This is a genomic window from Albidovulum denitrificans, from assembly GCF_002973535.1.
Classification (GTDB): Bacteria; Pseudomonadota; Alphaproteobacteria; order Rhodobacterales; family Rhodobacteraceae; genus Albidovulum; species Albidovulum denitrificans.
In genome coordinates this window covers 220,361-243,285 of sequence record NZ_PVEP01000002.1, presented here as the reverse complement: position 1 = coordinate 243,285, position 22,925 = coordinate 220,361, and the positions used below count along the sequence as shown (strand labels likewise).

Here is a 22,925-nt window from a genome sequence, read left to right as displayed (position 1 = left end):
GACCCCGTGGAGTATTTGTGCAACGAAGAAGTGGAAGGGGCCGTCATGCGCACCAGCCTTCGCGCCTGCCGCCTGCGTAAGGCCGGGCGAGACCGGCGGCGATCATCGCGGGCGCGACATCGGCACCGTCGAGGCGGAGCGTGACGAGGCGGCGGCCGTAGCGGTCGGTCTTTGCGCCCGTTTCGGCGATATGGGCGGCGGAGAAAAGCGCCGCGTTCAGCCGGGCGGTGGCCATCAGGCCCTTGCCAAGCTCACCGAGACAGCCGGGGGAGAAGATCTCTGGCGTATCTAGGCCGAGGAGGCGGGCGGTGACGATCCCTTCACCGGGGCAGAGCATCTTCACCGTGTCGCCATCGACGACAAGGATCACGGCGCAGCCCTCATGCGGTTTCAGCGTGCCGTTGGCGAAGGAAAGCGCGGGCAGGCCGATGCCAAGCGCGAAGGACGCGCCCATCAGCACGCGCAGCAGCCGGTCAAGGGGGGAGCGGCGGCGCATCGCCTCACATCCTGAACACGCCGAAGCGCGTGTCCTCGATGGGCGCGTTCAGCGCGGCGGAGAGGGAGAGGGCGAGGGTGTCGCGGGTCTTCCTCGGGTCGATGATGCCGTCGTCCCAGAGCCGGGCGGAGGCGTAGAGGGGGTGGGACTGTTCTTCAAACATCTCGATCGTGGGGCGCTTGAATTCCGCCTCTTCCTCGGGCGTCCACGTCCCCCCTGCCCTTTCGATCCCGTCGCGTTTCACGGTCGCGAGCACGCCTGCCGCCTGTTCGCCGCCCATGACCGAGATGCGGGAATTGGGCCAGGTCCAGAGGAAGCGTGGCGAATAGGCGCGCCCGGCCATGCCGTAATTCCCCGCGCCGAACGATCCGCCGACCAGCATGGTGATCTTCGGCACCGAGGTCGTGGCGACGGCGGTGACCATCTTGGCGCCGTGCCGGGCGATGCCTTCGTTTTCGTATTTCCGCCCGACCATGAAGCCGGTGATGTTTTGCAAAAACACCAGAGGGATGCGCCGCTGGCTGCACAGTTCGACGAAATGCGCGCCCTTGATGGCGCTTTCGCTGAAGAGCACGCCGTTGTTGGCGACGATACCGACGGGGCAGCCCCTGACATGGGCGAAGCCGGTCACCAGCGTTTCGCCGAAGCGCGGCTTGAATTCGTCAAAGCGCGAACCATCGACGATGCGGGCGATCACCTCGCGGATGTCATAGGGGGTGCGCAGGTCGCCCGGAACGATGCCGAAGATCTCATCGGGGTCATAGGCGGGGTCTTCGGGGCTTTGCCACGCGACCGTTTCGGGCTTGCGGCGGTTGAGGTTGCCCACCGCGCGGCGGGCGAGCGCGAGGGCATGGGCATCATCCTCGGCCAGATAATCGGCCACGCCCGAAAGCCTTGTGTGGACATCGCCGCCGCCAAGATCCTCGGCGCTGACGACCTCACCCGTCGCGGCCTTGACCAGGGGCGGACCGGCGAGGAAGATCGTCCCCTGTTCCTTCACGATGATCGAGACATCGGACATGGCGGGGACATAGGCGCCCCCGGCGGTGCAGGAGCCCATGACGACGGCGATCTGGGGGATGCCCTTGGCCGACATCTGCGCCTGATTGAAGAAGATGCGGCCGAAATGGTCGCGGTCGGGGAAGACCTCATCCTGATTGGGCAGGTTGGCGCCACCGCTATCGACGAGATAGACGCAAGGCAGGCGGTTTTCTTCGGCGATCTCCTGCGCGCGCAGGTGTTTCTTCACCGTCATCGGATAGTAGGTGCCGCCCTTCACGGTGGCGTCGTTGGCGACGACCATGACCTCCTGCCCGTGGACAAGGCCAATCCCGGCGATGAGGCCCGCGCAGGGCGCCGCGCCGTCGTAAAGCCCGTGTGCGGCGGTTGCGCCCACCTCAAGGAAGGGGGAGCCCGCGTCGAGAAGGCCCGCGACCCGCGCACGCGGTGGCAGCTTGCCGCGCGCGATGTGACGCGCCAGCGCCTTTTCCCCGCCCCCGGCGGTGGCGAGGGCGGCGGCATCGGCGATCTGCGCCAGCATCGCCTCATGCGCCGCGCGGTTGGCGCGGAACGCCTCGGACCCGGTCTGGACCGATGAGCGGAGCTTCATCCTCTTTCCCCCTTCAAAGGGCGCGGCGCGGCGGCCGGGCCTGTTCCCCCGGCGCCACGCGGCCAAATTGTCGCGGCGCCGGTTCCGCAATCTTGATTCAGGTCAATGACATGGCCACCGGCGGCGTTATGGCGATGATGCGCGCGAGAATGGAAAGAGAAAACATGAAGACCATCGTTCTGCCCTTCCTTCTGGCGCTCGGCGCCGCGACGCCCGCCCTTGCCCAGTCCGCCGGGGACTGGACCCTCGGCTTCGGCCTTGGCTATGTCGAGCCCAAGGACAATAACGGCCTTCTGGCCGGTGCGCCGACCACGATCAATTCCAACACCCGCCCGACGATCACCGCGGAATACTTCATCCGCGACAATCTGGGGGTTGAGCTTCTGGCCGCGACGCCCTTCAAGCACACGGTCACCATCCAGGGTGTCGGCACGGCGACGACCAAACATCTGCCGCCGACCGTCTCGCTGGTCTATCACTTTGACAACGGGGGCAAATTCGTTCCCTTCGCCGGTGCCGGTCTGAACTACACCGTGTTCTTCAGCGAGAAATCCGCGCTGGGTAACGTCAAGATCGACGATTCCTTCGGGCTGGCGCTGAAGGCCGGTTTCGACGTGAAGGTCAGCGCCAATGACGCGATCCGTACCGAAGTGCGCTGGATCGACATCAGTTCCGACGTCAAGCTGAACGGCACCAAGATCGGCAAGACCAATATCGACCCGCTGGTCGTGGGGGTTTCCTACGTCCACAAGTTCTGATCCGTTTCCGCGGATCGAGAGGGGGAAGGGGCGCGTCAGGTAGGCGGCGCGTCCCTTTCTTTTTTGCCGCGCGCACGGGGGGCGTCCGATATCGCCACGAAGGGCGGCGCCCGGCCCGAGGGGGCGGGTCGGGCGCTGCGCGGCGCAAGGCCGGGCGGGGCGGCGGAAAGCCCTCACCCCATCGCCCCCATCAACTCGCGCCCGACCAGCATGCGGCGGATCTCGGATGTCCCGGCGCCGATCTCCATCAGTTTCGCGTCGCGGAAGATGCGGGAAACGGGGGTCTCGTTCATGAAGCCCATACCGCCCATCGCCTGCACCGCCTGATGCGCGACGGTCATTGCCTCTTCCGAGGCGTAAAGCACGCAGGCCGCCGCGTCCTGGCGCGTGACCTCGCCCCGGTCGCAGGACCGCGCGACCTCATAGACATAGGCGCGGGCGGAGTTCATCTTGGTGTACATATCCGCAATCTTGCCCTGCATCAGCTGGAACGACCCGATGGGTTGGCCGAACTGCTTGCGTTGGGCGAGGTAGGGCATCACCTCATCCATGCAGGCGGCCATGATGCCGGTGCCGATGCCCGACAGCACCACCCGTTCGTAATCGAGGCCCGACATGAGGACGCGGACACCCTTGCCCTCGGCCCCCAGCACGTTCTCGAACGGCACCTCGACATCTTCGAAGATCAGCTCGGCGGTGTTCGACCCGCGCATCCCCAGCTTGTCGAAATGCTTTGAGGTGGAGAAACCCTTATAGGTCTTTTCCACGATGAAGGCGGTGATGCCTTTCGATCCGGCCTCGGGGTCGGTCTTGGCATAGACCACCAGAGTATCCGCATCCGGCCCGTTGGTGATCCAGAATTTGGTGCCGTTCAGGACATAGTAGCCGTTCCGCTTTTCTGCCCTGAGCTTCATCGACACGACGTCGGACCCCGCGCCCGCCTCGGACATGGCCAGCGCGCCGACATGCTCCCCCGAAATCAGGCCGGGGAGGTATTTGCGTTTCTGCTCATCCGTGCCGTTCAGCTTGATCTGGTTCACGCAGAGGTTGGAATGCGCGCCGTAGGAGAGCGAGACCGAGGCCGAGGCGCGGGCAATCTCCTCCGTCGCGATGACATGGGCGAGGTAGGACATGCCCGCCCCGCCGTATTCCTCCGGTACGGTGATGCCCAGAAGGCCGAGATCGCCCATCTCCTTCCACAGTTCTGCGGGGAAGGTGTTGGTCCGGTCGACCTCCGCCGCAATCGGCTTGACCCGGTCCTGCGCCCAGCGGTGAACCATGTCGCGCAGCGCCTCGACCTCTTCGCCCAGGTGAAACTTCATCGACGCGGTGAACATGCCCCATCCTCCCAAGGAAATGAACGACTGTTCAATTCATAAGGCCAGCCACTGAGTCGGGTCAAGCGGCTTTCACCGGAACCCGTGGCGGGGCGGCGGGCGTTGTGGCATCGTCAGCCCGGACCCATCTGAAAGGAACGCCCATGTCCCTGCGCCTTGCACTCGCAATCCTTTGCGCCCTGCCCGCCGCCGCCACGGCCGAGGTCGTCGGAAAGGTCGGCGTCGACTGGGTCGGCAATGACATCTATGTCGAGGCGATCCCCGATCCGAAGGTGCAGGGCGTGACCTGCCATGTCGCCTATTTCGACCGTTCGGTGCTGGACCGGCTGAGCCAGGGCAACTGGTTCGAGGACCCGTCCTATTCCGCGCTCGACTGCCGCCAGACCGGGCCGATCACGGTCGGCGATATCGACAGGGGCAAGGATGGTGAGAGTATCTTTTCCGAACGCACGTCCCTGATCTTCAAGTCGCTTCAGGTGACGCGGATATACGACGCGAAAAGCAATACGCTGATCTACCTCGCCCATGCCTCGGAACTGACCCAAGGGTCGGGGAAGATGTCGATTTCCACCGTGCCGCTTTACGAGGCGGCGCAATAAAGCGTTTCGGGTTTGCGTTGAGAAGGTAAGTATCGGAATCCGAACGAAACAAGGTCGAATTCTAATTCAGCGCCAACCCGAAACGCTATTGGGGCGCTGCCCCCCGGCCATGCGGCCTCCCCCCGGAGTATTTTGACAACGAAGAAGCCGGATCAGTCGGCCAGGGGCGCCTCGGCCAGATCCTCATCCGACTGGAAGGTGGCGGCTGCCTCCTGGCGCAGGATGCGGGCGATGAGGGCGGCGTCCTCGGTCGAAAAGGTCAGAGGCAGGCGCAGGTCGATCAGGCCCGCGAGGATGCGGTCGGTGTTGGGGAGCGACTGTGCGGGGGCGTAGCGCCAGCTGTCATGGCGCGAGGTGAAGCCCTGCGGCGTGGCGGCGCCGAACCATTTCAGTTCCACCCCCCGCGCGGCGGCACGGGCGAGGAAGGCGCGCACCTTGCCCGCGGGCCAGTCGGGCAGCAGGAACTGGAAGGAGGAGGCGACGTAGTGTTCTTCGGCCGGCCGGGTGATGAGGGACAGGCCGGGCGTGTCGCGCAGCCCCGCCTCCATAGCGCGGTAGAGCTTGTTCCAGCGGTCAAGCTGGCGCGGCAGGTCGGCAAGCTGGGGCCTGAGGATCGCGGCGCGCAGGTTGTCCATCCGGCCGGACACGTTGGGGGTGATGTATTTCACCCGCTCGAACGCCTCGGGCGGCGGCGCGGCGCGGTGGCGGGGGTAGAGCATGTAGCTGCCCGACAGCAGGATCGCGCGGGCCATGAGGTCGGGGTCATCCGAGACGATCAGCCCGCCCTCCCCCGAATTCATGTGCTTGTAGGTCTGGGTCGAATAGCAGCCCATCGCCCCGTGCCGGCCCGAGGGCGTGCCGCGCCAGGCGGCCCCCATCGTATGGGCGCAATCCTCGATCACCGGCAGGTCGGCGGCGTCGCAGATCGCCATCAGCCGGTCCATGTCACAGATATGGCCGCGCATGTGGGAGAGGAGCAGCGCCTTCGCGCCGGGGGCCTTGGCGGCGAGGTCCTCCATGTCGATGGTCAGCGCTTCGGTTGTCTCGACGAAGACGGGCGTCGCGCCCAGTGCCGCGATGGCGCCCGGCACGGGGGCGAGCGTGAAGGCGTTGGTCAGGACCCGGTCGCCCGGCCCGATGCCAAGCGCGCGCAGCGCACAGCCAAGCGCATAGCCGCCCGAGGCGACGGCAAGGCAGTATCTCGCGCCGGTGAAGGCGGCGAATTCCTGTTCCAGAAGCGCGGCTTCGGCGATTTCGCCTTCCGCCGTGTTGTAGCGGTGAAGCCGCCCGTGGTTGAGGACGCGCAGCGCGGCCTCGATCCCCGCTTCGGGGATCGGTTCCTGCTGGGTGAAGCTGCCGGTGAATCTTTCCATGGCGCGACTCTGGCGGGGCGGCGGGGGAAGGTCAATCGGTCGCGGGTTGACAAGGGCGGCGCGGGATGGCCCTGTCCGGCCTTCTGACCGATGGAGCGTTGCCCTTGACCCGTCTCGCCCTTGCCCTGATCGCCGCCCTCGCCGCACCGCCCGTGATGGCCGAAAGCGTCACCTATGCGGGCGAGGATGCCGCGCGGCTGAAATGCGCGGCGATGCTGTCGCTGGCGGGGAATTTCGCCCGCTCCGAGGGGCGGCTGGACGCCGCGGGGCATCGCAAGAGCATGGGCGCCATCGGCCAGCTTCTGGCCCCCCTGCCCGGCAATGGCCGCGACAAGGCCCGCGCGATGCAAGGCATGGCGGACCGGATCATGCTGCGGTCGAAACCCGGCGCGCTGCGTCGGGAGTTCAAGACCGTCCTGCCCGCCTGCGGGCGCTATTTCTGACGCTCAGCGCGGCAGCAGGCCTTCGACCAGCCCCGGCAGATCGGCGTAGCGATCCAAGAGCGCCTCGGGCGAAAGCCTTGCAATCCCCGCGCCTTCCGGCCCGAAGGTGACCAGCACCGACGGCACCCCCGCCGCCCTGGCCGTCAGCCGGTCGGTTTCGGTATCGCCGATCAGGACGGAGCGGTCCGACAGCCCCCCTGCCTCGCGCACCGAGAGGTGATAGGGCGCCGGGTCGGGCTTGCGCACCGGCAGCGTATCGGCGCCCACGAGCGAGGCGAAAAGGTCGCGCACGCCCAGACGGCGCATCAGCAGCTCGGCCAGTCCGGCGGGCTTGTTGGTGCAGATGCCGGTGGCGAAACCTGCGGCGCGCAATGCCTCCACCGCCTCGACCGCGCCGGGGTAAAGCCGCGTCTCGCGGTCGATGCCCTCCTCATAGGCGTTCAGGAAGATCGGGAACCAGCGTTCGACCGCCTCCTCCCCCGTCTGGCCAAGCCGCGAAAGACCAAGGCGCAGCATGGCGCGGCCGCCGTGAAAGGCCGTCAGCGCGTCGGCCACCGGGTCCAGAAGATCGCCTGCCCCCATCTCGCGGAAACAGGCATTCGCGCCTTCGATCAGGTCGGCAGAGGTATCGGCAAGCGTGCCGTCGAGGTCGAAAATCACAGTCCGCATGGGTCTTTTCCCGTGTAACCTGCCGAAAGGAAGAGTGATGCCCACCCCCTTGCGGCAACCGGGGCCTTGGTTAAAACGGGCCGGAGGTAAAAGAAAGCAGCAACATGGCCACAGCGCTTATCATTCTTGCCGCGGGACAGGGGACGCGGATGAATTCCGACCTGCCCAAGGTCCTGCACCGCATCGCGGGCGCGCCGCTTCTGGCCCATGCGATGATGTCGGGCGCGGGGCTTTCGCCCGAACGCACGGTGATCGTGGCGGGCCATGGCGCCGAGGCGGTGACCAGGGCCGCGCGGGAGTGGGATGGGGCCGTCGAGGTCGTGATCCAGGAGAGGCAGGAAGGCACCGGCCATGCCGTGCAGCAGGCCCTGCCCGCGCTGGAAGGGTTCGAGGGCCGCGTCATCGTCCTTTACGGCGACACGCCCCTGATCCGGCCCGAGACATTGCAGCAGATGCTCGACGCCCCTTCCGACGTCGTCGTGCTGGGGTTCGAGGCCGCCGATCCGGGCCGTTACGGGCGGCTGGTCGTGCATCTGGGGCAGTTGTACCGGATCATCGAATACAAGGACGCAACGGATGAGGAACGCCGGATAACCCTTTGCAATAGCGGCGTTCTTTGTACCGAGTTCAGCACGCTGAAACGGCTGGTGCAGGCGTTGCGGAACGACAATGTCGCGGGTGAATATTACCTGACCGACATCATCGGTGCCGCGCGCGCCGAAGGGCTGACGGCCGAGGTCGTGACCTGCCCCGAGGCGGAGACGCTGGGCGTCAACAGCCGCGCCGACCTTGCCGCCGCCGAGGCCGCGATGCAGGCGCGCCTGCGCGCCGAGGTGATGGAAAACGGCGTGACGCTGAGCGCGCCGGACACCGTGTTCCTGTCCCATGACACGGTGATCGGCCGCGATACCATCGTCGGCCCGCATGTCGTCTTCGGAACCGGAACGACCGTGGAGTCCGAGGCGGAGATCCTGCCCTATTGCCATCTGGAAGGCTGCCATATCTCGCGCGGCGCGCGGGTCGGCCCCTTCGCCCGGCTGCGCCCCGGCGCGGAACTGGCCGAGGATGTCCATGTCGGCAATTTCGTCGAGGTGAAGAACACGATCCTCGACGAAGGGGTGAAGGTCGGCCACCTGACCTACCTGGGCGACGCCCATGTGGGGGAGCATACGAATATCGGCGCGGGTACGATCACCTGCAACTATGACGGCGTGATGAAGCACCGCACAGAGATCGGCGCGCGGGCCTTCATCGGCTCGGACACGATGCTGGTGGCCCCGGTAAGCGTCGGCGCGGGGGCGATGACTGCGTCGGGGTCCGTCATCACCGAGGACGTGCCGGAAAACGCGCTGGCCCTTGGCCGGGCGCGGCAACAGAACAAGCCGGGGTTCGCGGCCAAATTGTTCGATCTGTTGAAGGCGAAGAAGGCTTCTCGCCAGAAAGAGACCTGAAAATGTGCGGAATTGTAGGGGTTCTGGGGAACCATGAGGTTGCGCCGATCCTTGTCGAGGCGTTGAAACGGCTGGAATATCGCGGCTACGATTCCGCCGGGATCGCGACCGTCAATCAGGGGCGGCTGGACCGCCGCCGGGCTGTCGGCAAGCTGGTGAACCTTTCGGACCTTCTGGTTCACGAGCCGCTGGCGGGCAAGTCCGGCATCGGCCACACCCGCTGGGCGACGCATGGGGCGGCGACGGTCACCAACGCCCACCCGCACCGCTCCGGCCCCGTGGCGGTCGTCCATAACGGGATCATCGAGAACTTCCGCGAATTGCGCGCCGAACTGGCCGAGGCCGGGATCGCGGCCGAGACGGAGACGGATACCGAAACCGTCGCCCTTCTGGCCCGTCGCTTCATGGATCAGGGGATGGCCCCGCGCGAGGCGGCGCGCGCCACGCTTGCCCGGCTGGAGGGTGCCTTCGCGCTGCTTTTCCTCTTCGACGGGGAGGAGGACCTGATGATCGCCGCCCGCAAGGGCTCCCCCCTCGCGATCGGGCATGGGGACGGTGAGATGTTCGTGGGCTCCGACGCCATCGCGCTGGCGCCGATGACCGACCGTATCACCTATCTTGAGGAAGGCGATCATGCCTTCGTCACCCGCGAGGGGGTGGAAATCTTCGACGCCGGGGGGCGCCGCGCCAACCGCGACCTGACCCGCATCCGCGTCGATCAGACCCGCGTCGAAAAGGCGGGCTACAAGCATTTCATGGCCAAGGAGATCGCCGAACAGCCCGTCGTTCTGGGCGACGCGATCAAGCATTACGCGGGCGCGGGCGGCATCGCCCTGCCCGCCGGGATCGACTTTGCGGGCCTCGACCGGCTGACCATGGTCGCCTGCGGCACCGCCTATTATGCCTGCCTGACGGCGAAATACTGGTTCGAACGACTGGCCGGGCTGAATTGCGAGGTCGATGTCGCCTCGGAATTCCGCTACCGCGAACCGCCGCTGCCCGCGAATTCCGTCGCGCTGTTCGTCAGCCAGTCGGGTGAAACCGCCGATACGCTGGCGGCACTTCGCTATGCCAAGGAGAAGGTGAAGAAGATCGTCGGGGTGGTGAATGTCCCCACCTCGACCATCGCGCGGGAAAGCGACGTGGCGCTGCCGATCCTGGCCGGGATCGAGGTTGGCGTTGCCTCAACCAAGGCTTTCACCTGTCAGTTGACGGTGCTTTTGCTGCTGGCGCTGAAGGCCGGGCTTGATCGCGGCCAGTTGACGAAGGCCGAGGTGCAGGGCCATCTGGATGACCTTGCGGCGCTGCCCGGCCTCGTCAATCAGGCGCTGGCCCGCGAGGGGGAGATCGCCGCCATCGCCGCCGCCGTGGCCGAGGCGCAGGACGTGCTGTTCCTGGGCCGGGGCGCGATGTTCCCGCTGGCGCTGGAAGGGGCGCTGAAACTGAAGGAAATCAGCTACATCCACGCCGAAGGCTATGCGTCGGGCGAATTGAAGCACGGCCCCATCGCGCTGATCGACCGCGCGGTGCCGGTCGTCGTCCTCGCGCCCCGTGACGCGCTGTTCGACAAGACCGTGTCGAACATGCAGGAGGTGATGGCGCGGCACGGGATGGTGATCCTTCTGACCGACGCGGCGGGCGCGCGCGAGGCGGGCGAAGGGACGTGGAAGGTGCTGGTGTTGCCCAAGGTGGCCGACCTGCTGGCGCCGATCCTTTACGCGATCCCGGCGCAACTTCTGGCCTATCACGCCGCCGTCGCCAAGGGGACCGACGTGGACCAGCCGCGCAATCTGGCGAAATCGGTGACGGTGGAGTGAGCGTGACGGCGGAACAGGCGCTGGCCGAATTGCGCGCGGCGGGCGACCCCGACCGCGCCGCCGGGGCCGCCGCCTATCACAAGGCCCCGCGCGACTATCTGGGCGTGCCGGTGCCGGTCGTCACCGATCTGGCGAAGGGCTGGCGCGACGGGATGGACGTGCCGGGCCGCGTGGCGCTGGCCGATGCGCTTTGGCGGACGAATATCCATGAGGCGCGCGTCGCGGCCGCGAAGCTGTTGACGCAGGCGCGCATCCGGGATGACGGCCCGGTCTGGGACCTGTTCACCGCCTGGGTGCCGGACTTCGACGCCTGGGCCATCGCCGATCATGCCTGCGAGGTGGGCGCCCGGCGACTGGTCGCAGACCCGTCGCGGATCGACGAGGTCGAAGGCTGGACCGGGGCGGAGAGCCTTTGGACCCGCCGCGCCGCCTTTGTCGTCACCCTGCCCTGGACCAAGCAGAACTTCCCCAAGCCCGAGGACCTGGCGATACGCGACCGGGTTCTGGGCTGGGCGGCTGGCATGGCGGACGACCGCGAATGGTTCATCCAGAAGGCCATCGCCTGGTGGCTGCGGGAGCTGTCGAAGCATGACCCCGACCGGGTGCGCGCCTTCCTTGCCGCCCATGGCGACCGCCTGAAACCCTTCGCGCGCAAGGAAGCGGCAAAATACCTCTGACCCTGCGACCTTGGCCCACCTTGCCGCCGCCCCTCGGCGGGCCTAGATTGATGCCATGGCACCCTTGATCGACCCCTTTGCCCGTCCGATCACCTACCTGCGGGTTTCGGTGACCGATCGCTGCGACTTCCGCTGCACCTATTGCATGGCGGAACATATGCAGTTCCTGCCCAAGAAGGATCTTCTGACGCTTGAGGAACTGGACCGCCTGTCCTCGGCCTTCATCCGGCTGGGGGTGGAAAAGCTGCGCATCACCGGGGGGGAGCCGCTGGTCCGCCGCGACATCCTGACCTTCTTCCGCGCCATGTCCCGGCATCTGGACAGCGGCGCGTTGAAGGAACTGACGCTGACCACAAATGGCTCGCAGCTCAAGCGGTTCGCGAAGGAGCTGGCGGATTGCGGTATCCGGCGCATCAACGTCTCTCTCGACACGCTCGATCCGCAGAAGTTTCAGGACATCACCCGCTGGGGCAAGTTCGCGCAGGTGATGGAGGGGATCGAGGCCGCGAAGGCGGCGGGCATCCGCGTCAAGGTCAACACCGTCGCGCTGAAAGGCTTCAATGAGGCGGAGTTGTTCCCGCTCCTCGACTGGTGCGCCAGGGAAGACAACGACCTGACCTTCATCGAGGTCATGCCGATGGGCGAGATGGGGGAGGAGTTGCGGCTGGACCAGTACTGGCCGCTGAAGGACCTGCGCGCCCGTCTGGCCGAACGTTTCACGCTGACCGAGCTTTCCGAACGCACCGGCGGCCCGGCGCGCTATGTGCGGGTGGAGGAGACGGGGCAGAAGATCGGCTTTATCACGCCGCTGACGCATAATTTCTGCGAAAGCTGCAACCGGGTGCGGGTGACCTGCACGGGCGAGTTGTTCATGTGCCTCGGGCAGGAAGACAACGCCGACCTGCGCGCGCCGCTCCGCGCCAGCGAGGGTGACGAACTGGTCGAGGACGCGATCCGCCGCGCCATCGCGCGCAAGCCCAAGGGCCACGATTTCGACTATTCGCGCCAGAAGGTCGAAGGCCAGATGTCGCGCCACATGAGCCATACCGGCGGATGACCCCCAAACTGCGGCGCTTTCTGCGGGCGGGGGCCATCGCGCTTGCCGGTGCCGCGCTGGCCGCGGCGACGGTCTGGGTCAACCTGATGGCGGGGCTTGGGCCGAAGGTGCTGGGCATCGGCCACGGGATGACGCCGTCGATCGAGGTGACGCCGCTGTCGCTGGCCATCGAGGTCGGGCTGCGCGGGCTGCTTCTGGTCCCGCCGCTGGCGGTGCTGGCGATGATCTCGGGACCTTGGCCGCTCAGGGCGCTCAGCGTGCTGCTTTTCGCCTATGGCTGGTATTTCATAGCCGATGACATCGCCTTTTCCTACGCCATCGACTTCGGCGCGACCTGGGGTCCGGGGGAGCCGTTTGCCGAACTGTTCTACCGTCCCCTGCTGACGCCCGCGCTCTGGATCGGAGCAAGCGTCGCCTATCTGTGGCTGCTGTCGCGCCTGAACCGCGCGCCGGGGACGGGGCGCAGGGCGGCGGGGTGAACGGCGGCCCGATGGGCCGCCGCCGGTGATCCGGTCAGGTCTGCGGATTGGCCGCCGTATCGGCCACCACCACCGCCTGCACATAGCCCGAAAACGGGTCGTCGATATTGCCGGAACTGTCACGCAGCAGGAAATCGGCCGCGACGGTCACCGCATTGCCGCTGATCCGGGTGATGTCGAGATCGACCTCTTCCTCAAGCACGTGATGGTCGCCGTTGTTGTAGCGCAGGCGAAAGCCCTTCAGCATCGCCTCGGCCTTCTGCACGGTCGAATTGAAGGTGACAGTCTGCGATTCACGCTGGCGGATGCCGCGGGTCGGGTCGAAATGGATTGTCAGCTGGCGAAACTCGATTGCCATGGGAACCTCCTTGGAAAAATGATGTCGAACAACGCCCGGTAATCTCCGGGCCGCATCACTCAACCAGAAAAGGTGATTCGCCGCAGGTCATCATTTCCCTACCCGGCCGTTCAGCCGTAGCGCGCGACGAAATTCGCCAGCACCCGGCCCGACAGGCCGACATCGGCGGACCGCACCGTGTCGGTCAGCCGATCCGCCTCATCGGGGTGGAAATAGCCCTTGTCGCGATAGACCCGGATGCGCAGCGCGAAGCTGTCGCCATCGGCCTCGGGGTGGAACTGGGTGGCATAGACGTTCTGCCCGGCGCGGATCATCTGGAACGGGCAAGGGGCGGATGTCATCAGGTGGACCGCACCTTCGGGCAGCACCTGCACCGCCTCCTTATGGCCGACGAGGGCTGGGAACTCGGACGGCATCCCGGCCAGCACCGGATCGGCGGCCCCCTCTTCGGTCATCCGGCACAGGACCGGGCCGACCGCCTCGCCATAACGCGCCTTCGACACCGGCGCGCCAAGGTGATGGGCGAGGATTCCGATCCCGTAGCAGCAGCCCATGAAGGGGTGATCGCGGGCCATCACCTCGGGCATCAGGCCAAGGATCGCCGCCTCGATCCGCGCCTCGGCGGGGCTTTTCTTTTCCGGCGGGTCAGAGACGCAGCCGGGACCGCCGCCGACGAGGATACCGGCGTAATCCGACAGGTTCAGATCGGCGGGCAGGTCTTCGCGGTCCAGCCGGATGCGACGGGCGCGACCGGCAGGCAGGCCGCCTTTGCGCAGGAAGGCCGCGAATTCCTCATCCGCCGCCTCATCCTCGGGGCGGAGTTGCAGGATCAGGAAGGGCTTGCCCGTCATGCCGGCATCCGCGCCTCGACCATCCCGGCATACCAGCTTGCGCCGAAGGGGATCACCTCATCGTCGAAATTATAGGCCGGATGGTGGACCATGGCGGTGTCGCCATTGCCGGTGAAGATATAGGCGCCGGGACGTTCGTTCAGCATGAAGCTGAAATCCTCGGCCCCCATCATCGGCGCGACGCCCATGTCGCAATCGCCCGCGATCTGGCGCGCGACCTCGGCGGCGTGGCCGGTCGGCCCTTCCGCGTTCATCGTGACCGGGTAGCCGCGGCGATAGTCGATCTCGGCCGTGGCCCCCAGCGCCCCGGCGATGCCGGTCACGACGGCCTTGATGCGCTCTTCGACGAAATCCTGCACCTTGGGGTCAAGCGTCCGCACCGTCCCCTTCAGTGTCACGCTTTGCGGGATCACGTTGTAGCTGTCGCTTTCGGTCGCGACCGTGCAGACCGAAACGACCACCTCTTTCAGCGGATCGACATTGCGGCTGGCGATGGATTGCAGCGCGACGATGATCTGGGCGGCGACCAGAACCGAATCCACGCAGTCATGCGGTTTCGCGGCATGGCCGCCCTTGCCGGTCACGGTGACGTCGAACTGATCCGCCGCCGCCATCATCGCGCCATTGCGGATCGCGAAAGTGCCAACGGGGATGCCCGGCATGTTGTGCATCCCGTAGACCTCCTGGATGGCGAACCGCTCCATCATCCCGTCCTTCACCATCTCGCGGCCCCCGCCCCCGCCTTCCTCGGCGGGCTGGAAGATCACCACGGCGGTGCCGTCGAAATTGCGCGTCTCGGCCAGATATTTCGCGGCGCCCAGAAGCATGGCGGTATGGCCGTCATGGCCGCAGGCATGCATCTTGCCCGGCACCTTCGATGCATAGGGCAGCCCGGTCTGTTCGATGATCGGCAGCGCGTCCATGTCGGCGCGCAGCCCGATCACCCGGCCCTTGCTGTCGCTGCGGCCCCGGATCACGCCGACGACGCCGGTGCGACCGATGCCTTCCACCACCTCATCGCAGCCGAAGTCGCGCAGCAGCGTGGCGACCTTCGCGGCGGTGCGGTGTACCTCAAACAGAAGCTCGGGGTTTTCGTGGAAATCGCGGCGCCAGGCGGCGATTTCGGGCTGCAACTCCGCAAAGCGGTTCTTGACGGGCATCGGCTCCTCCTTCCGGCGTCGCGGCCGGATCAACGGTCCTGCCAGCCGTACCACGCATAGGCGGGGCGCAACAGGCCGCGCCGTGCCGCACCGAAGGGAAAGCGCCGGGGCGGCGGCGCCATCAGCGCGGGGGCCGTTCGGGTGCCGGTGGCCAGCCCGGCCAGAAGCCTGCCCGACCATGTCCCCAGCGCCACCCCGTTGCCGTGCCAGCCATAGCCGGTCCAGGCATTGTCCCAATCCCCGATCGGCCCGGCAAAGGGCGTCAGGTCACGGGTCAGGCAAACGAGGCCGGACCAGAAATGGGGTGTCTCCACCTTCGCCCAGGCGGGGAACATGCGTTCGAAACTGGCGCGCACGATGGCACGGCGGGCGGTCAGGGCTTCGGCGCTGGAACTGGTGCCGCCGCGGCTGCCGAAGAGGAAGCGGCGGTTCGGCAACATGCGGACGTAATGCAGAAGATTGCGCGAGTCGTAGACCATGTAATCTGTCGTCCAGCCCTGCGCGGCGATCTCCGCCTCTGTCAGCTCGCGCGTGACAAGGATCGCCGACAGCGCGGGCAGATAGCGCCCCGCCATCCAGCCCGGCACATCCTCGCTTGAATAGCCATTGGTGGCGAGGATCAGCTTCTTCGCCCGCACCCGGCCCGTGGGCGTGGTCAGGAGATAGGCCCCGTTGTCGCGGGAAATGGCGCTGACGGGGGCATCCTCATAGACCGTCACGCCCTGCCCCTCGGCCGCGCGGGCAAGGCCAAGGACGTATTTCAGCGGGTTCAGCGCGAAGCCGATGGGCAGGCGGATGCCGCCGTGAAACTCCGGCCCGGTGATGCCCATGCTTTCAAGGTCGGCGCGGTCGTAGACCTCCGCCTTGACACCATAGGCGCGTTCCAGATCGGGCTTTTCGGCGCGAAAGGCGGTCAGGTCGCGCGGGCGGTGGGCGACGCAGATCTCCCCCCCGCGCGAATGGGCATCGACATCAAGGCCGAGGCCATCCACCAGCTCGCCCAGAAGTTCGCAGGCGCCCTTCTGCGCCGCGTACCATTCCGCCATCCCCGCCGCGCCGAAACGCTTCAAAAGCGAGGTCTCGCTGGCCTTCGTCCCGCCCATGGAGCCGAAGCCGCCATTCCTGCCCGACGCGCCCCAGCCGATGCCGTTCGCCTCGATCACCGCCGCATCGACGCCTTCGCGGGCAAGGTGATAGGCGGCGGAGAGGCCGGTATAACCGCCGCCGATGACGGCCACCTCATGCGTGACCTCGCCCGCAGGCCCCGGACGGCGGGCCGGACGGGCGATGGTGGTGTCCCAGTAGCACTCCGCCACCGGGCCGTTGCCATAGGCGAAGTCCTGATAGATCCGCTTCATCCCGCCCCCTCAGGTCCGCGCCGCTGCCTGTTCGTCCGCCTTCTGCCGGGCGATCTGCCGCTTGGTCACCAGCGAGGCCGTGATGACCCCGAGCGTCACCACCGCGATCAGGATCGTCGAGAGCGCGTTGATCTGCGGGCTGACGCCGAGGCGTACCGAGGAAAACACCTTCATCGGCAAGGTGGTCGACGACGGCCCCGCCGCGAAGGAAGCGATCACCAGATCGTCCAGCGACAGCGTGAAGGCCAGAAGCCAGCCGGAGATGACCGCAGGCGCGATGATCGGCAGCGTCACCGATTTGAACGCATCGAAGGGCGTGCAGCCAAGATCGAGCGCCGCCTCTTCCAGCGACTTGTCGAAGGTCACCAGGCGCGAGGACACCACGACCGAGACATAGCACATGGTAAAGGTCGTATGGGCAAGGATGATGGTGAACACCCCCCGGTCCAGCCCGATGGAGATGAAGAGCAACAGGAAAGCCAGACCCATGATGACGTCGGGCATGACGAGGGGCGCATAGATCATGCCGGAAAAGACCGTCCGCCCCAGAAACCGCCCCGCCCGCATCAGCACATAGGCCGCCATCGTGCCAAGCACCGTCGCGATGGTCGAAGACGCCACCGCCACCTTCAGCGTGACCCAGGCCGCGTCAAGAAACGCCTGATCGCCCAACAGCTCCCCGTACCATTTCGTCGAAAAGCCGCCCCAGACCGTCACCAGCTTGGATTCGTTGAACGAATAGATCACCAGGATCAGGATCGGCAGGTAAAGGAACGCGAAGCCGAAGGTCAGCGATGTCGCGTTGAACCATGAAAATCTGCGGTTCATCCGTTCGCCTCCCTCTGACGTTCCTCATTCTTCTGGAACAGGATGATCGGGATGATGAGGATCAGGAGAAGCACCACCGCCACCGCCGAGGCCACGGGCCAGTCGCGGTTGTTGAAGAACTCCTCATAAAGCGTCTTGCCGATCATCAGGGTCGATGTGCCGCCCAGCAGCGAGGGAATGACGAATTCGCCCAGCGCCGGGATGAAGACCAGAAAACACCCCGCGATGATGCCGGGCCGCGACAGGGGCAGCGTCACCAGCCAGAAGGCAGAGAATTTGGAGCAGCCAAGATCCTCTGCCGCCTCGATCAGCGACCCGTCAAGCTTTTCCAGCGCCGCGTAGATCGGCAGGATCATGAAGGGCAGATAGCCGTAGACGATACCGATATAGACCGCCGAGGGCGTGTTCAGCACCGTCAGCGGCGCGTCGATCAGCCCGGTCCAAAGCAGGAACTGGTTCAGGAAACCTTCGTTCGACAGGATGCCGATCCACGCATAGATGCGGATCAGGAATGAGGTCCAGAACGGCAGGATCACCAGCATCATCAGCGTCGGGCGCCATTCGTCGGGCGCCTGCGCCATGCCATAGGCGATCGGGTAGCCCACCAAGAGCGTGAGGAAGGTGGAGATCAGGGCGATCTTAAGGCTGGACAGGTAGGCCGTGTAGTAAAGCGCGTCCGAGGCCAGAAAGCTGAAATTCTCGAAATCGAGATTGCCGAAGAAATCCGTGATCCCCGCCCAGCCCGCCGAAAGGTCCAACTGCGGCGTATAGGGCGGGATGGAGATCGCGTAATCCGAAAGCGAGATCTTCAGAACGATCACGAAGGGGATCAGGAAGAAGAAGATCAGCCAGGAATACGGAACGAAGATCAGAAGGGCGCGGCGGAAATTGTTCATCTCCCCTGCCCCTCAGCTTAGCAGGACGACGCCGGCGGTGTCGGTGAACGACAGCCAGACCTCATCCTCCCAGGTGATGTCGCGGCGCGACAGGCGGCGTTCGTTGGCGACCTGCGCCTTCACCATCAGCCCGCCCGCCACCTCCACCTTGTAGGTGGAGATATTGCCAAGATAGGCGATGTCGATGACCTTGCCCTGTATGACATTGGCGCGCCCCTCGGGCCGGGTCGCGGCGATGGCGACCTTTTCGGGCCGGACCGCGAAATGGACCTTTTGCCCCCTGGTAACGCTCTCCGTCACGGTCGCGTTGATCGGCGGCTGCCCCTCGGCCCAGACGATCGCGGCCTTGTCGCCCTCAAGCGTGTCGACCGTGCCTTCGATGATGTTCACATCGCCAATGAAATCCGCGACATAGACGGATTTCGGGTGTTCGTAGATACGGTCGGGTGTGTCGACCTGAATCATCTCGCCATGGTTCATCACCGCAACGCGGGAGGCCACCGTCATCGCCTCTTCCTGATCGTGGGTCACGATCACGAAGGTGGTGCCGGTCTTTTCCTGAATATCCATCAGCTCGAACTGCGTGTCCTGCCGCAGCTTCTTGTCGAGCGCGCCAAGCGGTTCGTCCAGCAACAAAAGCTTCGGCGCCTTGGCGAGCGAGCGGGCAAGCGCCACCCTCTGACGCTGGCCGCCGGAGATCTGGTGCGGCTTGCGCTTGGCGAATTTCTCAAGCCGCGTCAGGCGCAGCATCTCTTCCACCCGCGCGGGGATCTTGTCCTTCGCCATGTCGGAGCGCTTCAGCCCGAAGGCGATGTTGTCCCAGACCGACAGATGCGGAAAGAGCGCGTAGCTTTGGAACATCATGTTGGTTTCGCGCCGGTTCGGCGGGATCGGCGCAAGGTCCACCCCGTCGAGAAGGATCTTGCCCTCGGTTGGCGTCTCGAACCCGGCGAGCATGCGCATCAGCGTGGTCTTGCCACAGCCGGAAGGGCCAAGCAGCGCGAAGAATTCACGCCGGAAGATGTCGATCGTGATGTTGTCGATCGCCGTGAACTCTCCGAACCGCTTGGTGACGTTCTGAAACCGGATCAGCGGCTTTTCCTCGGGATCGTCCCAAGGCGCAAAGACCGGACGGTTTGCGGGCTGGGCCATGATATCCTCGTCCTGTTGGCTTATTGTAAAACCCCGCGCCGTCGAGGGCGCGGGGCGATCTTCTTTCAGACGGTCAGACGCCGGACTTGATCTTGGTCCAGAGCCGGGTGACCGAACGGTTCACCTTCGGGTCCCAGGGCGAGACGGTGTAGAGGTTCGACATGGTCGCGTCGTCGGGATAGATCGCGGGATCGCCGATCACGTCCTCGTTCAGGAATTCCTGCGACGCCTTGTTGCCGTTCGGATAGTAGACATAGTTCGACGCGGCGGCGGCGTTATGCGCATCCAGCATGAAGTTGATGAACTTGTGTGCCGCGTCCGGGTTCGGCGCATCCGCCGGGATCGCCATCTGGTCGAACCACATCAGCGCGCCTTCCTTCGGGATGTGATACTCGATCTCCACCCCGTTTCCGGCCTCTTCGGCACGGGACTGGGCGATGAAGATGTCGCCCGACCAGCCGAAAGCGACGCAGATGTCGCCATTGGCCAGCGCGTTGATGTATTCGGACGAATGGAACTTCTGCACATAGGGCGCGACGGCGGTCAGGACCGGCTCGGCCTTGGCGATGGTGTCATAGTCCTGCGCGTCCGGGTCCTCTCCCAGATATTTCAGCGCCGCCGGAATGATCTCGGTCGGCGCGTCGAGGAAATAGACGCCGCACTGGCTCAGCTTTTCCATGTTCGCCGGATCGAAGACGAAGGCGAGCGAATCGACCGGCGCGTCCTCGCCAAGGACTTCCTTGACCTTGGCGACGTTGATGCCGATGCCGGTCGTCCCCCACATGTAGTTGACCGAGTATTCGTTGCCCGGATCGTATTTCGACGTCCGCTCGGCCACCATGTCCCATTCGTTGACGATGTTCGGCAGCTTCGACTTGTCGAGCTTCTGGAACACGCCCGCCTGGATCTGGCGTTGCAGGAAGGTCCCGGTCGGGATCACGACATCATAGCCCGAGCTTCCGGCCAGAAGCTTGGTCTCCAAAAGTTCGTTCGAATCGAACACGTCGTAGATCAGCTTGATGCCAGTCTCTTCCTCGAACTTGCCCAACAACGACTCGTCGATGTAGTCCGACCAGTTGTAGACATGGACCTCTTCCGCGCCCGCGGCACCTGCGATCAGCAGCGTGGCGAGGGCCGTCATCCCCGTGAATTTCATAGTACCTCCTAGTCAGGGTCTTGGTCGGTGCGCGTGTGGTTCGCGCCCGCCAGGTGGGTTGCTGTCCCCGATTGCCTATTTTGATCAAAAATCGCGACTCGATTCAACATGGCATTTCGTGGTGGCGTATTTTATTATGACAGAAAGAAAATTTCCCGCAGCCCCCATAAGGATATGCGATGGAGAAGCTTCGACAATCGGGCGAAACGCCCACAAAAGTGCCATCCCACGAAATCACATATTGCCGTTTGCGGGACATGATTCTCTTCGGTCATCTGGCACCGGGACAGGCGGTGACGATCCAGGGCCTGGCCGATACGCTCGAGGCCGGGATGACCCCGGTGCGCGAGGCGATCCGGCGCCTGACGGCGGAGGGCGCGCTGGCGCTTCAGGGCAACCGGCGGGTCATGGTGCCGGTCCTCAGCCGTTCGCAGATCGACGAACTGGCCTTTGCCCGCCTGACGATCGAGCCCAAGATCGCGCAAATGGCCGCCCCGCAGATCACGCCCGCCGATGTCGCAAAGCTGTCGCGCATCGACGATGAGATCGACGAGGCCATCGCGGCGGGTGACGTGGGCGCCTATCTGCGCGGCAATTTCCGCTTCCACTTCGCGCTTTACGACCGCGCCGACGCGCCGATCCTGACCGCGCTGACCCATACGCTCTGGCTGCGCTTCGGGCCGTCGCTGCGCGTCGTCTGCGGCCGCTTCGGCACGCTGAACCTGCCCGACCGGCATGAAGAGGCGCTGGCCGCCATGCGCGCGGGCAATGCCGAGGCGCTGGCCCGCGCGGTCGAGGATGACATCGTCCAGGGCGTCGACCAGATCCGTCTGTCCCTCGACACCACGGGAATTTGATCAAATCCGATTGACTCCCCCGCTTTTGATCATATTCTGGTCAGAGCTTTCGGGGCGCCGGGGCGGTCGGCACATCCGGCCGACAAAAACCGCCCCGCCGCCCGGACACACCCGCACAGATATGACAGGCCATGCCATGACCAAGATCACCAACCATTTGCCGACGAAAGAGCTTCAGGCGCTGGACGCCGCCCACCACATGCACCCCTTCACCGAGGATGCGGCGCTGGCGAAGAAGGGCGCGCGGATCATCACCCGCGGCAAGGGCGTCTGGCTGACCGACAGCGAGGGCCAGCAGATCATCGACGGCATGGCGGGCCTTTGGTGCGTCAATATCGGCTATGGCCGCAAGGACCTGGCCGAGGTCGCCGCGCAGCAGATGGAAGAACTGTGCTATTACAATACCTTCTTCCAGACCAGCCACGTCCCCGCCATCGCGCTGGCCGCCAAGATTGCCGAACTCGCGCCCGGCGATCTGAACCACGTCTTCTATGCCGGGTCGGGGTCGGAGGCGAATGACACCAATATCCGCCTCGTCCGGCGCTACTGGGACGTGAAGGGCAAGCCGGAAAAGACCGTCATCATCAGCCGCAAGAACGCCTATCACGGATCGACCATGGGTGGTGGATCGCTGGGCGGCATGACGGGCATCTGGGCGCAGGGCGGCCTGCCGATCCCCGACATCGTCCATATCGACCAGCCCTATTGGTGGGGCGAAGGCGGCGACATGGATGAGGACGACTTCGGCCTCGCCCGCGCCCGCGAACTGGAAAAGAAGATCGAAGAGATCGGCCCCGACCGCGTCGCCGCCTTCATCGGCGAACCGATCCAGGGCGCAGGCGGCGTGATCGTCCCGCCCGCGACCTACTGGCCCGAGATCCAGCGTATCTGCGACAAATACGGCATCCTGCTGATCGCGGATGAGGTCATCACCGGCTTTGGCCGCACCGGCAACTGGTTCGGATCGCAGACCTTCGGCATCAAGCCGCATATCATGACCATCGCCAAGGGTCTCTCGTCGGGCTACGCGCCCATCGGCGGCTCGATCATCTGCGATGAGGTCTATGAGACGATCGCCACTTCCGGCGACGACTTCAACCACGGCTACACCTATTCCGGCCACCCGGTCGCCTCGGCCGTCGCGCTGAAGAACCTTGAGATCATGCAGGACGAGAAGATCGTCGAACATGTCCGCGACGTCGCCCATCCCTACCTGATGGAGCGCTGGCAGAAGCTGGCCGATCACCCGCTGGTGGGTGAGGCGAAGCTGGTGGGCCTGATGGGGTCCATCGCGCTGACGCCGGACAAGGCGGCCCGCGCGCGCTTTGCCTCCGATGCCGGAACCGTCGGCTATCGCTGCCGCGAGCGGTGCTTTGCCAACAACCTTATCATGCGCCATGTCGGCGACAGGATGATCATCGCGCCGTCGCTGACGATCACGCCGGCCGAGATCGACGTGCTTGTCGACCGCGCCACGACCTCGCTTGACGAATGCTATGCGGGGCTGAAGTCCGACGGGCTTCTCAAGGCCGCCTGAACGGGCG

The 22,925-nt window shown here is 65.4% G+C and carries 23 protein-coding genes; 10 read left to right on the top strand and 13 right to left on the bottom strand.

What is annotated here, in order from left to right:
* Positions 1-43: 43 nt before the first annotated feature.
* Both LX70_RS06915 and LX70_RS06910 read right to left on the bottom strand, forming a co-directional pair.
* The gene (locus LX70_RS06915; RefSeq protein WP_105513827.1) at positions 44-496 is read right to left on the bottom strand and encodes a thermonuclease family protein; all 453 of its coding nucleotides are present in this window, start codon (positions 494-496) and stop codon (positions 44-46) included.
* Positions 497-500: 4 nt separating this feature from the next.
* A complete protein-coding gene (locus LX70_RS06910) occupies positions 501-2,105 on the bottom strand; it encodes a carboxyl transferase domain-containing protein (protein WP_105513826.1) in 1,605 nt (534 codons plus the stop codon).
* 164 nt (positions 2,106-2,269) lie between these two features.
* On the opposite strand from LX70_RS06910, the gene LX70_RS06905 reads away from it, so the two are divergent.
* A complete protein-coding gene (locus tag LX70_RS06905; protein WP_105514158.1) occupies positions 2,270-2,863 on the top strand; it encodes an OmpW/AlkL family protein in 594 nt (197 codons plus the stop codon).
* A gap of 173 nt (positions 2,864-3,036) precedes the next feature.
* On the opposite strand, the gene LX70_RS06900 is transcribed toward LX70_RS06905, so the two are convergent.
* Complete coding sequence (locus tag LX70_RS06900) at positions 3,037-4,200, bottom strand: isovaleryl-CoA dehydrogenase (RefSeq protein ID WP_105513825.1); 1,164 nt, start codon at positions 4,198-4,200, stop codon at positions 3,037-3,039.
* A gap of 143 nt (positions 4,201-4,343) precedes the next feature.
* Between LX70_RS06900 and LX70_RS06895 the strand changes: the two genes are divergently transcribed.
* Complete coding sequence (locus LX70_RS06895) at positions 4,344-4,799, top strand: CreA family protein (RefSeq protein WP_105513824.1); 456 nt, start codon at positions 4,344-4,346, stop codon at positions 4,797-4,799.
* Between the two features lie 152 nt (positions 4,800-4,951).
* On the opposite strand, the gene LX70_RS06890 is transcribed toward LX70_RS06895, so the two are convergent.
* A complete protein-coding gene (locus LX70_RS06890; RefSeq protein ID WP_105513823.1) occupies positions 4,952-6,172 on the bottom strand; it encodes a DegT/DnrJ/EryC1/StrS family aminotransferase in 1,221 nt (406 codons plus the stop codon).
* Between the two features lie 65 nt (positions 6,173-6,237).
* Here LX70_RS06890 and LX70_RS06885 point away from each other — a divergent pair, with 65 nt between their 5' ends.
* On the top strand, positions 6,238-6,615 hold the full coding sequence (locus LX70_RS06885) for a hypothetical protein (RefSeq protein ID WP_105513822.1): 378 nt from the start codon (positions 6,238-6,240) through the stop codon (positions 6,613-6,615).
* 3 nt (positions 6,616-6,618) lie between these two features.
* Here the strand turns inward: LX70_RS06885 and LX70_RS06880 are convergent, their stop codons facing one another.
* Positions 6,619-7,284 (bottom strand): HAD-IA family hydrolase, encoded by a 666-nt coding sequence (locus LX70_RS06880; RefSeq protein WP_105513821.1) that lies wholly within the window; start codon positions 7,282-7,284, stop codon positions 6,619-6,621.
* A gap of 104 nt (positions 7,285-7,388) precedes the next feature.
* Here LX70_RS06880 and glmU point away from each other — a divergent pair, with 104 nt between their 5' ends.
* The 5 genes from glmU to LX70_RS06855 are packed head-to-tail and all read left to right on the top strand — an operon-like array spanning position 7,389 to position 12,765.
* Positions 7,389-8,735: a bifunctional UDP-N-acetylglucosamine diphosphorylase/glucosamine-1-phosphate N-acetyltransferase GlmU gene (gene glmU / locus LX70_RS06875; protein ID WP_105513820.1), complete on the top strand. Its 1,347-nt coding sequence runs from the start codon at positions 7,389-7,391 to the stop codon at positions 8,733-8,735.
* Positions 8,736-8,737: 2 nt separating this feature from the next.
* The gene (gene glmS / locus LX70_RS06870; RefSeq protein WP_105513819.1) at positions 8,738-10,552 is read left to right on the top strand and encodes a glutamine--fructose-6-phosphate transaminase (isomerizing); all 1,815 of its coding nucleotides are present in this window, start codon (positions 8,738-8,740) and stop codon (positions 10,550-10,552) included.
* Between the two features lie 2 nt (positions 10,553-10,554).
* Positions 10,555-11,229, top strand: a complete 675-nt coding sequence (locus LX70_RS06865) for a DNA alkylation repair protein (RefSeq protein ID WP_105513818.1) — start codon at positions 10,555-10,557, stop codon at positions 11,227-11,229.
* Between the two features lie 55 nt (positions 11,230-11,284).
* Positions 11,285-12,286 carry a GTP 3',8-cyclase MoaA gene (gene moaA, locus LX70_RS06860; RefSeq protein WP_105513817.1) on the top strand — a complete coding sequence of 334 codons (1,002 nt, stop codon included), beginning with the start codon at positions 11,285-11,287 and terminating at the stop codon, positions 12,284-12,286.
* Positions 12,283-12,765 (top strand): hypothetical protein, encoded by a 483-nt coding sequence (locus LX70_RS06855; RefSeq protein WP_105513816.1) that lies wholly within the window; start codon positions 12,283-12,285, stop codon positions 12,763-12,765. Before moaA ends, LX70_RS06855 begins: the two co-directional genes overlap by 4 nt.
* Before the next feature lie 34 nt (positions 12,766-12,799).
* On the opposite strand, the gene LX70_RS06850 is transcribed toward LX70_RS06855, so the two are convergent.
* From LX70_RS06850 to LX70_RS06815, 8 genes are all read right to left on the bottom strand, one after another.
* Positions 12,800-13,123 carry a hypothetical protein gene (locus tag LX70_RS06850; RefSeq protein ID WP_211301680.1) on the bottom strand — a complete coding sequence of 108 codons (324 nt, stop codon included), beginning with the start codon at positions 13,121-13,123 and terminating at the stop codon, positions 12,800-12,802.
* A 110-nt stretch (positions 13,124-13,233) separates the two neighbouring features.
* A complete protein-coding gene (locus tag LX70_RS06845) occupies positions 13,234-13,974 on the bottom strand; it encodes a glutamine amidotransferase (protein WP_105513815.1) in 741 nt (246 codons plus the stop codon).
* Positions 13,971-15,134, bottom strand: a complete 1,164-nt coding sequence (locus LX70_RS06840; protein ID WP_105513814.1) for a M20 aminoacylase family protein — start codon at positions 15,132-15,134, stop codon at positions 13,971-13,973. The genes LX70_RS06845 and LX70_RS06840 overlap by 4 nt, the downstream gene beginning before the upstream one ends.
* 29 nt (positions 15,135-15,163) lie before the next feature.
* On the bottom strand, positions 15,164-16,492 hold the full coding sequence (locus LX70_RS06835) for an NAD(P)/FAD-dependent oxidoreductase (RefSeq protein ID WP_105513813.1): 1,329 nt from the start codon (positions 16,490-16,492) through the stop codon (positions 15,164-15,166).
* Between the two features lie 9 nt (positions 16,493-16,501).
* On the bottom strand, positions 16,502-17,320 hold the full coding sequence (locus tag LX70_RS06830) for an ABC transporter permease (protein WP_105513812.1): 819 nt from the start codon (positions 17,318-17,320) through the stop codon (positions 16,502-16,504).
* Positions 17,317-18,216 carry an ABC transporter permease subunit gene (locus LX70_RS06825; RefSeq protein WP_105513811.1) on the bottom strand — a complete coding sequence of 300 codons (900 nt, stop codon included), beginning with the start codon at positions 18,214-18,216 and terminating at the stop codon, positions 17,317-17,319. The genes LX70_RS06830 and LX70_RS06825 overlap by 4 nt, the downstream gene beginning before the upstream one ends.
* Positions 18,217-18,228: 12 nt before the next feature.
* Entirely contained in the window at positions 18,229-19,368 is a 1,140-nt protein-coding gene (locus LX70_RS06820; RefSeq protein WP_105513810.1) for an ABC transporter ATP-binding protein, read from the bottom strand.
* A 73-nt stretch (positions 19,369-19,441) separates the two neighbouring features.
* Positions 19,442-20,524, bottom strand: coding sequence for a polyamine ABC transporter substrate-binding protein (locus tag LX70_RS06815; RefSeq protein ID WP_105513809.1), 1,083 nt, complete (start codon positions 20,522-20,524; stop codon positions 19,442-19,444).
* A gap of 179 nt (positions 20,525-20,703) precedes the next feature.
* On the opposite strand from LX70_RS06815, the gene LX70_RS06810 reads away from it, so the two are divergent.
* Together LX70_RS06810 and LX70_RS06805 are read left to right on the top strand one after the other, a co-directional pair.
* The gene (locus tag LX70_RS06810) at positions 20,704-21,381 is read left to right on the top strand and encodes a GntR family transcriptional regulator (RefSeq protein ID WP_105513808.1); all 678 of its coding nucleotides are present in this window, start codon (positions 20,704-20,706) and stop codon (positions 21,379-21,381) included.
* A 136-nt stretch (positions 21,382-21,517) separates the two neighbouring features.
* Entirely contained in the window at positions 21,518-22,918 is a 1,401-nt protein-coding gene (locus LX70_RS06805; RefSeq protein WP_105513807.1) for an aspartate aminotransferase family protein, read from the top strand.
* Positions 22,919-22,925: the final 7 nt, after the last annotated feature.